Source organism: Streptomyces sp. NPDC040589 (genome assembly GCF_055594445.1).
On the sequence record NZ_JBVIWP010000001.1, the window covers coordinates 1162334 to 1176704 of the forward strand.

Consider the following 14371-nt stretch of genomic DNA (forward strand, 5'->3'; position numbering starts at 1 on the left):
TGCCTGACGAGGTGGCGCGCAAGCTGACCGAGTGGAACCGGAACCGCCCGGTCGACGGCTTCGCGACCCGCCCGGCGCTGCGCAAGCACGTCAGGCAGGGGCAGGAGATCGCCGGGCTGGTGGCGAGGCACCTCGGCCCCGGGTGGGCGGTGCGCTTCTGGGACGAGCGGCACCGGAACGAGAAGTTCGCCTGCTGGGGATGCGACCGATTCCACTGGACCGCCGACTCGTACGGCCCTCCTCAGCCGCCGCACCCGGTCGCCAGCACCGTCGAAGGCGAGTACGGGCTGTACCCGCTGCACGCGGAGGGCTTCGGAAGCTTGGCTCCGGACGACCCCGCCGCCGGCCTGCGCCTGCCCGATGACCTCGTGGCCGTGTTCCACCGCTGGGCGAAGGAGATCGAGACGACGCTGATGGCGGACGGCGACGACGACGCGTGGCAGCGCTTGTTCCAGGAGGGAGGGGAAGCGTCGAAGCGTCTCGCCCTGGAGATCGGCCCGGCCCGGACGGTGACGTACCGGGGCATCGCCAACGGCGGACTCGACGCGATGACCGTGGTCACCTGGCGGGGAGACCAGCAGGTGTAGCGCGCACTCCTCAGCCCCTCACACCTTCGCCCGATAGGCCCGCATGGCCAACGGATAGAACACCACCGCGATCCCCGCGGCCCACACCAACGACCACATCACCGGCTCCGCCACCGCCCCGCCCAGCAGCAGCCCCCGGAACGCGTCGGACAGATGCGTGACCGGATTGACGTCACTCCAGGCCTGCAGCCAGCCGGGCATCGTGTCCACGACGACGAACGCGCTGCTGGTGAAGGTGATCGGGAAGATGAGGGTGAAGGCGAACGCCTGCACCTTCTCCGCGTCGCCCGCCAGCATCCCGATCAGCACCGCGCTCCAGGACACGGCCGCGGCGAACACCGTCACCAGCAGCGCCCCGAGCAGGAACCCGCCGAATCCGCCGGTGACGCGGAAGCCGAGCGCCAGGCCGAGGCCGATCATCAGCAGCAGTGCCCAGAGGTGCTTGGCGAGGTCCGCGGTGATCCGGCCGATCAGCGGAGCGGACCGCGCGATCGGCAGACTGCGCAGCCGGTCGAAGACGCCCTTGGTGAGGTCGGTGTTGAGCGCCATCGCCGTGTACATCGTCATGAACAGGGTGTTCTGCACGATGATCCCGGGCAGCGCGTACTTCAGATATGCCTCGGGCGATCCGGCCATCTGCCCGCCCAGCACATAGGTGAAGAGGAACACGAACATGATCGGCGTAATGCTGTAGTCGACCAGTTCGAGCGGGTTGTGCTTGACGGCGACCAGACTCCGCCAGGCCATCGTGAAGGTCTGCCGCATCCCGGCGAGCGGCGGCACACGGCCCGACGCGGTGACCGGCGCGGTCAGCGTGGTGGCGGTCATGACCGGCTCACCGCCTTCTCCAGCCCGTCGTCGTCACGGGCGGTCCCTCCGTCGTCATGGACGGCAGCCCCGCCGTTCCCCCCGGGCCCGCCCGGCTCGGCGCGGTGTCCGGTCAGGGCGAGGAAGACCTCGTCGAGCGAGGAGCGGCGCAGGGCCAGCTCCCCCACCGCGATCCCCTCCCGGTCCAGCGCGCGCACCACGGCCGGCATCAGCTCGGGGTCCTTCACCGGGGCGGTGACCATCTCTCCCTCGATCCGGGCCTCGGGTCCGGCGGCCCCGGCCACCAGCGCGTGCGCCCGCGCGAGGTCCTTCCCCACGATCGGCCGCAGCTCCAGCACCTGCCCGCCGACCTGCGCCTTCAGCCGGTCCGGCGTGCCCTCGGCGATCACCCGGCCCTTGTCGATCACCACGATGTCGTCGGCGAGCACATCGGCCTCGTTCAGATACTGCGTGGTCAGCAGGGCGGTCGCCCCGTCCGCGACCAGGCCGCGCAGCAGATCCCACAGCTCACCGCGGCTGTGTGGATCAAGACCCGTGGTCGGCTCGTCGAGGAAGAGGATGCTGGGCCGCCCCACCAGACTGGCCGCGAGATCCAGGCGCCGGCGCATGCCGCCCGAGAAGGTCTTCGCGGCCCGCCCGGCCGCGTGCGTCAGCTGGAACCGCTCCAGCAGCTCACCCGCCCGCGCCTTCGCCTCCCGCCGCGGCAGACCCAGCAGCCGGCCGATGAGCAGCAGGTTCTCCGTGCCGGTCAGGTTCTCGTCCACCGCCGCGTACTGCCCGGTCAGCCCGACGAGGGAGCGCACGACCCCGGCCTCCCGGATCACGTCGTGGCCGGCCACCCGGGCCCTGCCTCCGTCCGGGCGCAGCAGTGTCGCGAAGATCCGTACCGCGGTCGTCTTCCCGGCACCGTTGGGCCCCAGCAGCCCGAGCACCGTGCCCTTGCGGGCGGCCAGGTCGACGCCGGCCAGCGCCTCGGTCTCCTTGAACCGCTTGACCAGGCCTTCCGCCTCTATCGCATACGTCATGGGTACCCCCAGGCGTTCATGAACCCCGGACCGGGCCCACTCCTCCCACAACTGTGACGCACGCCACTGACATTCCGTCTGTGTCAGTTTTTATCCGCGCAAGCAAGGGCGAACCAAGGCGAATACCTAGCGTGACGGATCCCACCTCACCGTCCGTTCGTATGCCCGTAACAATGGACTGTGATCTCTCCGGTCTCCTCGATGCCCCGGAGCGCCCACCGGCAGCGGCCGGAGGCGACTCCCTACGTCGACCTCACCCGAGCCGAGTGGAGCGCGCTGCGTGACAAGACGCCGCTGCCACTGACGGCCGAGGAGGTCGAGAAGCTGCGCGGTCTCGGCGATGTCATCGACCTCGACGAGGTGCGGGACATCTACCTCCCGCTGTCCAGACTCCTCAACCTCTACGTCGGCGCCACGGACGGCCTCCGAGGCGCCCTGAACACGTTCCTTGGCGAACAGGGCTCCCAGTCCGGCACCCCGTTCGTCATAGGAGTCGCCGGCTCGGTCGCGGTCGGCAAGTCCACGGTCGCCCGCCTCCTCCAGGCCCTGCTCTCACGCTGGCCGGAACACCCGCGCGTCGAGCTGGTCACCACCGACGGCTTCCTGCTGCCCACCAAGGAACTCCAGGCCCGCGGCCTGATGTCGCGGAAGGGCTTCCCCGAGTCCTACGACCGCCGCGCCCTGACCCGCTTCGTCGCCGACATCAAGGCCGGCAAGGACGAGGTCACGGCCCCGGTCTACTCCCACCTCATCTACGACATCGTCCCGGACCAGAAGCTCACGGTCCGCCGCCCCGACATCCTGATCGTCGAGGGCCTGAACGTCCTCCAGCCCGCCCTGCCCGGCAAGGACGGCCGCACCCGGGTCGGCCTCGCCGACTACTTCGACTTCAGCGTCTACGTCGACGCCCGCGTCGAGGACGTCGAACGCTGGTACCTCAACCGCTTCCGCAAACTGCGCGCGACCGCCTTCCAGAACCCGTCCTCGTACTTCCGCAAGTACACCCAGGTCTCGGAGGAGGAGGCCCTCGACTACGCGCAGACGATGTGGCGCACGATCAACCGGCCCAACCTGGTCGAGAACATCGCCCCCACCCGCGGCCGGGCCACCCTCGTCGTACGCAAGGGCCCCGACCACAAGGTGCAGCGGCTCAGTCTGCGCAAGCTGTGACGCCCGGGGAAAAGGCCGGTTAGATGGTCGCCATGCTCCACATGCGCCTGATCACGCCGCCCGAGAAGACCGACGAAGTGGTGCTGCTGATCGAGAGGACGGTCGGCACCACCCACCTCGTCGTACTGCCGGACAGCGCCCGCAACCCCTCCGGGGATGTCGTCATGTGCGACGTGGCCCGCGAGGCGGGCGATGAACTGCTCACCGGCCTGCGGAAACTGGGCATCGACACCGCCGGCTCCATCGCCGTCGAGACCATCGACCTGTCGCTGTCCGAGCGGGCCGAGAAGGCCGAGGCCGACGCGCCGGGCGAGGGCGCGGACGCGGTCCTGTGGGAGCACCTGAGTGACGCGACGCACGAGGAGTCGACGCTCTCCGTCACGTACCTGGCCTTCATCACGCTGGCCACGATGATCGCGGCCTGCGGTGTGGTCCTGGACAACGCGATCCTGATCGTGGGCGCCATGGCGGTGGGCCCGGAGTTCGGCCCCCTCGCCGGCGTCTGCACCGCGATCGTCCGGCGCCGGCCACGCCTGGCCGTGCGCTCGCTGATCGCCCTGTTGGTGGGCTTCGCGGTGGCGATGGCGGTGACGGTCCTCTTCAGCCTCTTCATGAACGCCGTGGGCCTCTTCACCGAGGCTCAACTGGAGGCCGATCGCCCGAACACCGGCTTCATCTACGCCCCCGACTGGTTCTCCTTCGTCGTGGCGGTCCTGGCCGGCATCGCCGGCACCCTCTCCCTGACCTCGGCGAAGTCCGGAGCCCTGGTAGGCGTGGCCATCTCGGTCACCACGGTCCCGGCCGCGGCAAATGCCGCGGTAGCCCTCAGCTATGGCGACACCACCCAGACCTGGGGCTCCACCCAGCAACTCCTGCTGAACCTCCTGGGCATCATCGTCGCCGGCACGGCAACGCTGCTGGCCCAGAGATACTTCTGGTCCAAACAACGCCAGGTGAGCAACAGGCCCTAAGGGGCGCGGGGAACTGCGCGACAAGCCACAACGAACCCGCAGCCCGCCCACAACAGAACCCGCCACCCCCTACCCGAAGAGCCCACTCACCCCAGCGCGGACTTCACAGCATCAGCAAGCCGCCCCGCAACAGACCGAGCCTGCTCGATATCAGCCGCCTCCACCATCACCCGGACCAACGGCTCGGTCCCGGAGGGCCGAAGCAGCACCCGCCCGGTAGCCCCGAGCTCCCGCTCCGCGTCGGCAACGGCCGCCGACAACTCCGCGGACGTCCCCACCCGCGTCCTGTCGACATCCGGCACATTGATCAGTACCTGCGGCAACCGCTCCATGACAGAGGCCAGCTCCCGCAACGCACGCCCGCTCCCAGCCACCCGAGCCGCCAGCAGCAGACCCGTCAGCGTCCCGTCCCCGGTCGTCGCGTGGTCGAGGATGATCACATGCCCGGACTGCTCGCCCCCGAGGGCGAACCCGTGCTCCTTCATCTCCTCCAGCACGTACCGGTCACCGACAGCGGTCTGCACCAGCCGGATGCCCTCACGCTCCATGGCCAGCTTGAACCCGAGGTTGGACATCACCGTGGCGACCACCGTCTCGGCCCGCAGAGCGGAGCGCTCCCGCATCGCCAGCGCGAGCACGGCCAGGATCTGGTCGCCGTCCACCTCCGCGCCGGTGTGGTCCACGGCGAGGCACCGGTCGGCGTCACCGTCGTGCGCGATGCCCAGGTCGGCCCCGTGCTCGACGACGGCGGCCTTGATCTTGTCCAGGTGCGTGGAGCCGCACCCGTCGTTGATGTTGAGCCCGTCGGGCTCGGCCCCGATCGTGACGACCTCGGCACCGGCCCGCTGGAACGCCTCCGGCGAGACCCGGGCGGCGGCGCCGTGCGCCTCGTCGAGGACGACCTTCAGCCCGTCGAGCCGGTTCGGCAGGGCACCCAGCAGATGCTCGACATACCGGTCGAAGCCCTCCCCGTACTCCCGGACGCGGCCCACCCCGGCCCCGGTCGGCCGCTCCCACGGGGCGCCGGTGCGGTGCTCCTCGTAGACGGACTCGATCCGGTCCTCCAGCTCGTCGGCGAGCTTGTGCCCGCCGCGGGCGAAGAACTTGATGCCGTTGTCGGGCATGGCGTTGTGGCTCGCGGAGAGCATCACACCGAGGTCGGCGCCGAGCGCTCCGGTCAGGAACGCCACCGCCGGGGTCGGCAGCACGCCGACCCGCAGGACGTCCACACCGGCGCTGGCGAGGCCCGCGACCACGGCGGCCTCCAGGAACTCCCCGGACGCGCGCGGGTCACGCCCGACGACCGCGGTCGGGCGGTGTCCCTCGAAGGTGCCCACCTCGGCCAGTACGTGCGCCGCGGCCACGGAGAGGCCCAGGGCCATCTCCGCCGTCAGATCCGCGTTGGCGACACCGCGCACGCCGTCAGTGCCGAAGAGTCGTCCCACTGTGGTGTCCTCCGAATTGCTGTGAGAGTGCGGCTCACATCCCCAAGTACTTCCCTAGTACATCCCTGAGACTGTCCGGGGCCGGTAGGGGTTGTGTAAACGAACCGCCCCGGCGGCACCATTCGTGCCGCCGGGGCGATCGTTGCAAAGACAGCGGACGCGATTAGCGCTTGCTGTACTGCGGGGCCTTGCGGGCCTTCTTCAGACCGGCCTTCTTGCGCTCGACCGCACGGTCGTCGCGCTTGAGGAAGCCGGCCTTCTTCAGCGGGCCGCGGTTGTTGTCGACGTCCGCCTCGTTCAGCGCACGGGCGACACCGAGACGGAGCGCACCGGCCTGACCGGAGACACCGCCGCCGGAGATGCGGGCGACGACGTCGTAGCGGTCGTCGAGCTCGAGCACCTTGAAGGGCTCGTTGACTTCCTGCTGGTGCACCTTGTTCGGGAAGTAGTCCTCGAGGGTGCGACCGTTGATCTTCCACTTGCCGGTGCCCGGGACGATCCGGACACGGGCGATGGCGTTCTTGCGACGTCCCAGGCCGGCGGCCGGCTGGGGCTCACCGAAACGCGAGGCGAGGGACTCGGAGGTGTACTCACCCTCCACCGGAACCTCGGACTCGGTGGTGTAGCTGTCGATGTCAACTTCTTCGAGCGGCTGCTCGGCAGTGGTCTCGGCCACGATGCTCCTCAGATTCTGTTCAGTCTTAGGGGGTGTGGCCGGACTTACTGCGCGACCTGGGTGATCTCGTACGGCTGCGGCTGCTGCGCGCCGTGCGGGTGCTGGTCACCCTTGTAGACCTTCAGCTTCGAGAGCATCTGACGGCCCAGGGAGTTCTTGGGGAGCATGCCCTTGACGGCCTTCTCGACGGCCTTCTCGGGGTTCTTGTCCAGCAGCTCGTCGTAACGGACGGAGCGCAGACCACCCGGGTAACCGGAGTGGCGGTACGCCATCTTCTGGGTCCGCTTGTTGCCGGACAGGTGCACCTTGTCCGCGTTGATGATGATGACGAAGTCACCAGCGTCGACGTGGGGGGCGTAGATCGGCTTGTGCTTGCCCCGGAGGAGGGTCGCTGCGGTGGTGGCGAGACGACCCAGGACAACGTCCTGGGCGTCGATGACGTGCCACTGGCGCGTCACATCGCCGGGCTTGGGGCTGTACGTACGCACGGTTCGTAGCCTTCGCTTCGAGTGAATGGTCCTGAACAGGTCACCGAAACGATCACGACAGCCTTGACCGCACTGCGGTGACGCAAACCGCGTGCTGGTCGCTGGTCATCGGCCCGGCGGACCGGTGTAAGGGCCCGTCCCGTGAGAATGAGCAAGCCAATACACAACGAACAAGCAGAGTACCGGGGCTCACCACAAGGGTCAAAACGCGGGATCATCGTCGACGGTCGAACACGCAGACGCACAGGCCCGCACACAGCGTGACAGCCCTCCTCAGGGTCCTGCGCCGGACCGGCCGCACATACGGAAACACCGACGACAGCAGCACATCGACGACCACCGCGGCGCCCCACCGCAGCACGGAACCGCCACCGCGCGGACGGCGGCACCCCCGCAGCACCGCGAGCCCGGCAGACAGCCCGGCCGGCAGCCCTGACGCCAGTCCGACCGCCGGCCACGACAGCAGGCACACCAGCAGCGCCACTGCCACCAGCACCCGCACCCCCGCGGGCCCCACCCACAGGCTCCCGCTCACGAGTCGCCCCAACCACCCGGAGATGTCGCCTTTGCCCGTCCGCATGGGAGGAACGCTAGGGGCTACGAGGCCGATCCAGGCGGACCAGCACACCCCATGTCCCGTCTAAGATGCGCCACATGAGCTATGGGCAGGGGGGACCCCAGTCCCAGTGGGATCCCTGGAAACCGCAGTCGCAGCAGCCCTGGAACAGCGGGGGCGGAGGCCAGTCTCCGGACTGGGCCGCGCTCGCCGAGGCGTCCGAGTCACGTAACAAACGACGCCGGCTGCTGCTGGTCGGCGGCGGCGCGGTCGCCACCGTCGCGATCGGTGCCGCCGTCGCCGTGGCGGTGGTCTCGGCCAACGGCGACAACCAGGCGAACAACCCGGCCTCCCTGCCCTCGGCGGACATCCCGAGCGGGTCGCCCTCCGGCCCGTCGTTCGCCCCGACCAGCGCCCCGCCCCCGCTGGACCCGAAGGACTTCGTCGCCAGCGCGAAGAAGGACAAGGCCCCGCTCGGCCCGGACACCCTCTTCCCCGGCACCCAGCTGACCATGGGCGAGACGGTCTACAAGAAGGGCCCCACCGCCGAGACGAAGAACTGCGCCTCGGCGGCCGGCGGCTCGCTCCCCAAGGTCCTCACCGCGAACGACTGCACACGCCTGATACGAGTCACCTACACCAAGGACGGCATCGCCGTGACGGTCGGTGTGGCGGTCTTCGACACCGAGGCCCAGGCGGTCAAGGCCAAGAGCCAGAGCAAGAAGAGGAGCTTCGTCAAGTCGCTCTCCGGCGGCGGTGTGAAGGGCTTCTGCGAGGCCGGGTTCTGCCGCACGACCGGCAACTCCTACGGCCGCTACGCCTACTTCACCAACGCCGGCTTCACCAACGGCAAGGACGTGACGCCCAAGGACACCGCGGTCTTCAAGACCGGCAACGACCTGGCCCAGTTCACGTTCAACCAGATCCGCCGCCGCGGCGAGGCCCAGGCATCGGCCGCGGCCAACGAGTGACGGGCCGCCGCCGCGCGCCCGGTCACAGCCTCTTGGCGCTGCGCAGCGTCTTGGCGTAGTAGCCGTTGCCGTCCAGCCGGGACACTCCGCCGACATCGCCGATGGTCGGTCCGTTGACCTCCTCGCGGCTGGAGACGAAGAGCAGGTGGCCCTCGGTGTCGTAGCCGAGCACCATGCCGACGTGGTCCAGGCGCTGCTTCGTCCGGGTGTCGAGCTTGAAGAAGACGAGGTCCCCGGGCTGGAGCTGGTCGATGCCGGTGGGCCGGTCCTTCGGCGAGACACCGGTGAGCGGCAGGACGTCAGCACCCTGCTTGGAGCGGGCCATGCCGTTGGCGGTACGCGGAAGGCCGTCGCCCGAGTCGTCCGAGGACATGAGTGGGTAGCGGGCGCGGTAGCCGAACACCATCCGCATGTATCCCGAGCAGTCCGTCGACCGGGCGCGTGCGGCTTCCGGCTGCCCGATCACGCCGTCCCGGAAGGGGTACGGGACGCCGAGGTAGTCGTAGAAGTCGGACTGCTCCAGGCGCAGGTCGCCACCCTCCGCCCCGCTCGTGTTGAGGGGCCCGAAGTTGGCGTCACCGGCGTAGACGGTGCCCTGCTCGTCCTTCTTCGGTTTGGCACCCGCGACGTACTGGAAGGCGATGGCCAGGAGGTCGTCCTCCTTGCTGGACTCGTACTCCGCGTACCAGTCCTTGAACCACTTCTGCTTGTCCGCGCCCTTCTTCCAGGACTCGGGCATGAGGCGGACCCAGTCCGTCGAGGAGACCTTGGAGCTCGTCGACGAGGGCTCGGCGAAGGTGCGGGCCGGCCCGGTCAGGGTCGCGGTGCGCGCACCGTCGGTGAACACCGCCTTGACCTGGCCGTCGGATCCGCGCAGCACGGAGCGGGCGGGGTTCTCCAGCCGGGACCAGCTCTCCCCGCCCTTGTCGCGGGCCTTCGTCGCGCCGCCTGCCCGGTCCGAGCCGTCCAGCACGCCTACGTTCGTGATCTCCGGGACGCCCTTGTCCTCCTGCTTGCGGAGCTCCACGGTGAGGTAGCCGGAGGTCGCGACGAGCCCCAGCACCACGAGGCCGGAGAGGACCGGCCGCGATTTCTTCTTCCCTGCCATGTGTTGTCTCCTGGGTTTTCGGTCGCCGGGACGCCGGTTCTCAGACGGTGGGCATGATGCCGAGCAGCAGTCCGGCGGCGACGACGATGTAGGCCATGAGCGAGACGGTGCCGGTCGCCAGCAGCGTCGCCCCCTTGGGCTGGCGGACCATCTGGTACGCGATCAGGCCGGGCACGATGAAGCCGAGGGTCTGGTTGCCGTACAGCAGCGGGAACTCGATCGAGAGCACGATCATCACGGTGGCCTGGAGCAGCACGCCCAGCAGGACCACCGCGGCGAACAGCCGCTTGCCGTAGAGGATCACCAGCCGCTGCATGACCTTGGTGCCCGCGTAGGTGAGCGCGGTGACGCCGACCACCATGGCCGCCCGCTGGAGGTCCTCGATGAGGGTCAGGGCGAGCCAGCCTGGCGTGATCATGCCACCGGGCGACAGGTTGGTGGTCAGGTAGCACAGCAACGAGAAGAACAGGCCGATGGCGATGCCGAGGGCGGCCATCTCGGGGGTCAGGGCGGCGGTGGTCAACGGGGTCTCCGGGCACGGGTACGGGTGCGGGTGCGGTACGGGGCGATCAGCGGTCCTGCGCGAGGCGCTCGCCCCGCACGTGGACGTCAGGAACGGGGAGGCTGTCCCCCGTCGTCAGCCGGGACGTACCCGTAGGGCTCGTCGGCGTACTGCCATGCCTGCTGGGACGGAGCGGCGTACGGCCCCTGCTGGTAGGGGGCTTGGCCGGGGTACCCGGCGTCGGTGTACGGCCCCGACGGCTGGGCGGGGATGCGGACCACCGGGATCTCCTGGGTCTGGGAGGCCTGGTAGCGCTCCTCATAGGCCATGGGGTACGAGGCGTAGGGGTCCAGGCGCGCCGGCTGGGCCGGCACGGCCGTGGCCGAGGGCGGCGCGGCGTCGGCGGAGGCGGACTCGTCCGCCGGGAGTTCGGCCAGGTACTCCAGCAGTTCCTCGCCCTGGCCGTGGATGTTGCCGATGGCGACCAGGGAGGAGTCGGCGGACAGGCGCTCCAGCAGGGCGGGCATGAACTCCTCGGCCGACCGCCGTTCGCCTCCGAGGTCGACCGCGCGGTCGCGCCACTCGGCGGGGATGGCGTCGATCGCGCTCTTGGCGGGGTGCCCGATGACGAAGACGTGGTCCGGCTGGAGGTCGGGGATGATCTCGCCCATCTGCCCGTTGCGCTCCACGCGGTCGGGCCGGCAGTTGATCACGACGTTCAACGGCCGGTGGATGGCTCCGAGGTCGAGCAGCTGGTTGATGTTCATCAGCGTCGACTCGGGGTCGTTGGCCGCGAAGACGTTGGCGAAGGCGATCCGCTTGCCCTCGGGCGCCGCGTAGCGCTCGACGGACAGCACGCCCGGGTCCGGCGGGGCGTCGTACATGCCCTGCAGGGCCACCTGCCGTTCCACGCCGAGCAGGTCGGCCACGACGAGGGCGATCGCGACGTTCTCCTTGAAGGTGAACCAGCTGAAGCCGCGCAGCTCCTCGTCGGTGACCGTCTCCGGGTCGGCGTAGACGAGCTTGCAGTTACGGGCGTCGGCCTCCTCCTGGAGGATGTGGAAGCGCTCCTTCTCGGCGGTGACGCAGATGCCGTCCTCCGGCATGGAGCGGCACAGCGACCGCGCCACGTCGTCGAGGGTGGGTCCCATCTCGGCGAGGTGGTCCTCGCGGACGTTGCACAGCACGCCGATCGTGGAGCGGATCAGCTTGCTCTGGTTCACCTCCTGCAGGGCCGGCATGACGGCCATGCACTCGATGACGAGGGCGTCGGGCCGGTAGGTGGCGGCCCGGCGCACGATGCCGATCTGCTCCACCACGTTGGCGATGCCGAACTTGCGATAGACCGGCTCCTCGGTGGCGTCCGGGTGGATGAACCGGGCCGCCGTACCCGTGGTCTTCGCCACGGTGACCAGTTCGCCGCCGCGCAGCGCCCCGGCACACAGCCGGGTGATGGAGGACTTGCCGCGGATGCCGTTCACGAGCACGCGCGACGGGATGCTGTGCAGGCTGGCGTAGTGCCGGCGCTGTTCCACGATGCCCGCCACCAGCAGCAGCACACTGCCGGTGAGCAGGACGAAGTACAGATAGAGCACGGCTGGGTCACCTTCCCCGAACGCCGGCCTCCGGCTCCGCGAGCCGGCGTGCCTGGGTCTGCTTACGGGCCTGGAGTTGCTGTCGCAGCAGTTCGAGGCTGCGTACGACGGCGCCGACCTCGTCCTGGTAGCGGGGGTACAGCACGGACTTGAGGTCACCGTCGGCCAGCTTCTCCGCGCCGGCCGCCAGGGCCCGCATCGGCCGGGCCACGACCAGGTACACCCAGCCGAGGCAGACGACGATCAGGGCCAGACCGAGCAGTCCGGCCAGGACGCTGCGGTCCTCGCGCTGGTACGGGGTGATCTGGAAGTCCTTGGCGTTCTGCCAGCTGACCACGGTCCAGCCGATGTCGGCCGCCACGCCGCCGCCGGAGAACGGGGCGGCCGCGGCGACCGTGGTCCCGCGCCCTTCCCGGATCAGCAGGCCGTTCTCGACGGGACCGGCTCCGACGTGGACGCTGCCGGCCAGGACGAGGTCGGCGAGCGCGTCGCGCGGCAGTTCCTCGAAGGCCAGGAAGCCGTCGCTGGCGGCGATGGTCTCCGCCTTGGAGTCCACCACCCGGACCTCGCCGAGCCCGGGCCGCTTCAGCAGCGAGTTGAGGAACTCGACCCGGACCTCGCCGACCAGGGTCATCCCCTTGTCGCCCGGCAGGGGCGCCCCGGCCTGGACGACCGGCTTCTTCCCGCCCTTGCCGGCCACCCGGACCAGCGGCAGCTCGTCCGCGTCGGCGAAACCGGCGTGCGGCTCCTTTCCCGCGCGGGCGACGACCTCGCCGTCCTCGTCGAGGAGGTACAGCGCCTGGTAGCGGGTGTGCTCGCGCAGGGTTTCCTCGAGCAGTGCGCGGCCGGCGTCGGCGTCGTCCGGGTCGATGAGCCGGGACGTGGAGACCAGGTCCGCCTGCGCCTCGTTGAGCGCCCGGCGCACCCGGTCGGCGACCAGGTCGGTGCGGTCACGCTGGTCGGCGACCATGCTGGCCGGGATGCTGACGGAGTCGTCGGTGCGGTTCAGCAGGAGGCCCACGGGCAGACACCACAGCAGCAGCAGTACGGCGGTCAGCGCGAGCGGCCCGCGCACCCCGAACCGCCCCTTGACGCGCTGGCGCCCACCGGGATCACCGGCCGGGCCGCCCAGCTGCGCACGCAGCCTCTCCAGGGCGGAGCCGATGCGCGCGGCCTCACCCCAGCGGGGTACGTCCACCGGGCGGGTCAGGTCGCCCCGGGCCAGTCGGCGGGACTCCAGGAACAGCCGCAGCAACGGCCGCTGCACGGTCGCCCACAGCACGGCCGCGGCGAGCAGTCCGAGCACCACCAGGGCTCCGGCCGCCAGCAGCCCGTACAGCTCCCGGTCCGGCCCGGCGGCCTGCTGCCGGATGACGGGCAGCAGGGCGACGACGGTGAGCCCGAGGCCCGCGCCGACGCTCTTCTTCTCCTCCGGGTCGGAGGACGAGAGGGAGGCGTAACCGGCCGTGGTGACACGGCCCTTGTAGCTCCCGCCGACCAGGGTCCCGCTGACACCGGGGTAGCCGCGGGAGCCCGGTTCCCTGGCGCTGACCGGGTCCTGCTCGGTCTCCCGTGCCGCCTGGGCGGACAGCCCGCTCATCTGCTTCTGGAGGAAGGCCAGCTCCTTGCGCTCCTGGTCGGTGTTGAGCGCCTCGGACTGTTCGAAGCCGGCCGTGGCGAGGATCTCCCCGCCGGTGGCGACGACCGCCATGGAGCGGAACTGGCCCAGGTTGATGGCGGGCACGGACAGGCTGTTGGAGGCGATCAGCAGCTGCTGGGGCCGGTCCTCGGAGCCGAGGACCGCCATGGTCATCAGGCGTACGTCACCGGTCTCCAGCCGCACCATGCGGGGCTTGAGAGCCGTGTCCCCGGTGAGGACGTCCTTGTCCAGCCAGGCGAGGGGAATCGTTTCACCCCTGGCGGCCAGCACTTTGCCGCTCTTCAGTTCCAGGACCGCCGTGCCGGTCCACTTCTGGTAGGTCTTCCCCAGGTCGGACAGGACGCGCTCGGGCTTCACCGGCGGCCCCGCGTTCAGCGCGGCAGCGGTGCGGTTCAGGTCGGTGACCCGCTCGTCGACCGAGGCGCGAAGGGCGATGGCGCCGTCCTCCGCGAAGTGCTGCTGCGAGGAGAGCACCGCCTGCGGCACGGCCTGCTCGCCGGCGGGGCCGAGCACCTGGGCGGTCAGGCCCGCGAGAGCGAGCACCAGCACGCACAGCAGCGCGATCGGGGGACGGACGCCGCCCAGCAGCGGCATGTCAGCGCGTCTTCGGCTGCGTCGCCGTCCTCCCTTCACGGGGCGCACGACGCGGGTGGGTGTCACCGGTGCTTTCCTCCGGGCTCTCTGGTCGAGGACGGCCGCGCGGAACCCCGCTCCCGCAGGAGAGGTAACGGGCCGTCATGTATGAGACTTCTGTGAAGGGTTCGGGTTGTGCCGCTCGCCCTCCGGTGC

At 70.0% G+C, this 14371-nt stretch carries 14 protein-coding genes; 4 read left to right on the top strand and 10 right to left on the bottom strand.

What is annotated here, in order from left to right; translation table 11 throughout:
• Positions 1–11: 11 nt before the first annotated feature.
• Positions 12–587: a hypothetical protein gene (locus ACZ58V_RS05265; RefSeq protein ID WP_471288456.1), complete on the top strand. Its 576-nt coding sequence runs from the start codon at positions 12–14 to the stop codon at positions 585–587.
• An 18-nt stretch (positions 588–605) separates the two neighbouring features.
• Here the strand turns inward: ACZ58V_RS05265 and ACZ58V_RS05270 are convergent, their stop codons facing one another.
• The gene (locus tag ACZ58V_RS05270) at positions 606–1415 is read right to left on the bottom strand and encodes an ABC transporter permease (protein ID WP_468187007.1); all 810 of its coding nucleotides are present in this window, start codon (positions 1413–1415) and stop codon (positions 606–608) included.
• Positions 1412–2440, bottom strand: a complete 1029-nt coding sequence (locus ACZ58V_RS05275) for an ATP-binding cassette domain-containing protein (protein WP_471288459.1) — start codon at positions 2438–2440, stop codon at positions 1412–1414. The genes ACZ58V_RS05270 and ACZ58V_RS05275 overlap by 4 nt, the downstream gene beginning before the upstream one ends.
• A 201-nt stretch (positions 2441–2641) precedes the next feature.
• Here ACZ58V_RS05275 and coaA point away from each other — a divergent pair, with 201 nt between their 5' ends.
• Entirely contained in the window at positions 2642–3610 is a 969-nt protein-coding gene (gene coaA / locus ACZ58V_RS05280) for a type I pantothenate kinase (RefSeq protein WP_359887783.1), read from the top strand.
• A 32-nt stretch (positions 3611–3642) separates the two neighbouring features.
• The gene (locus ACZ58V_RS05285) at positions 3643–4581 is read left to right on the top strand and encodes a DUF389 domain-containing protein (protein ID WP_471288461.1); all 939 of its coding nucleotides are present in this window, start codon (positions 3643–3645) and stop codon (positions 4579–4581) included.
• Between the two features lie 86 nt (positions 4582–4667).
• On the opposite strand, the gene glmM is transcribed toward ACZ58V_RS05285, so the two are convergent.
• The 4 genes from glmM to ACZ58V_RS05305 form a co-directional block, all read right to left on the bottom strand.
• Positions 4668–6026 (bottom strand): phosphoglucosamine mutase, encoded by a 1359-nt coding sequence (gene glmM, locus ACZ58V_RS05290; protein ID WP_471288462.1) that lies wholly within the window; start codon positions 6024–6026, stop codon positions 4668–4670.
• Positions 6027–6189: 163 nt separating this feature from the next.
• On the bottom strand, positions 6190–6702 hold the full coding sequence (rpsI, locus tag ACZ58V_RS05295; RefSeq protein WP_184591418.1) for a 30S ribosomal protein S9: 513 nt from the start codon (positions 6700–6702) through the stop codon (positions 6190–6192).
• Positions 6703–6746: 44 nt separating this feature from the next.
• A complete protein-coding gene (gene rplM, locus ACZ58V_RS05300) occupies positions 6747–7190 on the bottom strand; it encodes a 50S ribosomal protein L13 (protein ID WP_003992380.1) in 444 nt (147 codons plus the stop codon).
• A 214-nt stretch (positions 7191–7404) separates the two neighbouring features.
• Positions 7405–7770: a hypothetical protein gene (locus ACZ58V_RS05305; RefSeq protein WP_468186992.1), complete on the bottom strand. Its 366-nt coding sequence runs from the start codon at positions 7768–7770 to the stop codon at positions 7405–7407.
• Between the two features lie 74 nt (positions 7771–7844).
• Between ACZ58V_RS05305 and ACZ58V_RS05310 the strand changes: the two genes are divergently transcribed.
• Positions 7845–8717, top strand: a complete 873-nt coding sequence (locus ACZ58V_RS05310) for a hypothetical protein (protein ID WP_468186989.1) — start codon at positions 7845–7847, stop codon at positions 8715–8717.
• 22 nt (positions 8718–8739) lie between these two features.
• Here ACZ58V_RS05310 and ACZ58V_RS05315 read toward each other — a convergent pair whose 3' ends face one another.
• The 4 genes from ACZ58V_RS05315 to ACZ58V_RS05330 all read right to left on the bottom strand — a co-directional run bounded on the left by ACZ58V_RS05315 (position 8740) and on the right by ACZ58V_RS05330 (position 14176).
• On the bottom strand, positions 8740–9825 hold the full coding sequence (locus ACZ58V_RS05315) for an NlpC/P60 family protein (protein ID WP_471288463.1): 1086 nt from the start codon (positions 9823–9825) through the stop codon (positions 8740–8742).
• A gap of 40 nt (positions 9826–9865) precedes the next feature.
• On the bottom strand, positions 9866–10348 hold the full coding sequence (locus ACZ58V_RS05320; RefSeq protein ID WP_020276280.1) for a poly-gamma-glutamate biosynthesis protein PgsC/CapC: 483 nt from the start codon (positions 10346–10348) through the stop codon (positions 9866–9868).
• 86 nt (positions 10349–10434) lie between these two features.
• On the bottom strand, positions 10435–11922 hold the full coding sequence (gene pgsB / locus ACZ58V_RS05325) for a poly-gamma-glutamate synthase PgsB (protein WP_468186983.1): 1488 nt from the start codon (positions 11920–11922) through the stop codon (positions 10435–10437).
• Between the two features lie 7 nt (positions 11923–11929).
• Positions 11930–14176: a HAMP domain-containing protein gene (locus ACZ58V_RS05330; protein ID WP_468188257.1), complete on the bottom strand. Its 2247-nt coding sequence runs from the start codon at positions 14174–14176 to the stop codon at positions 11930–11932.
• Between the last annotated feature and the right edge of the window lie 195 nt (positions 14177–14371).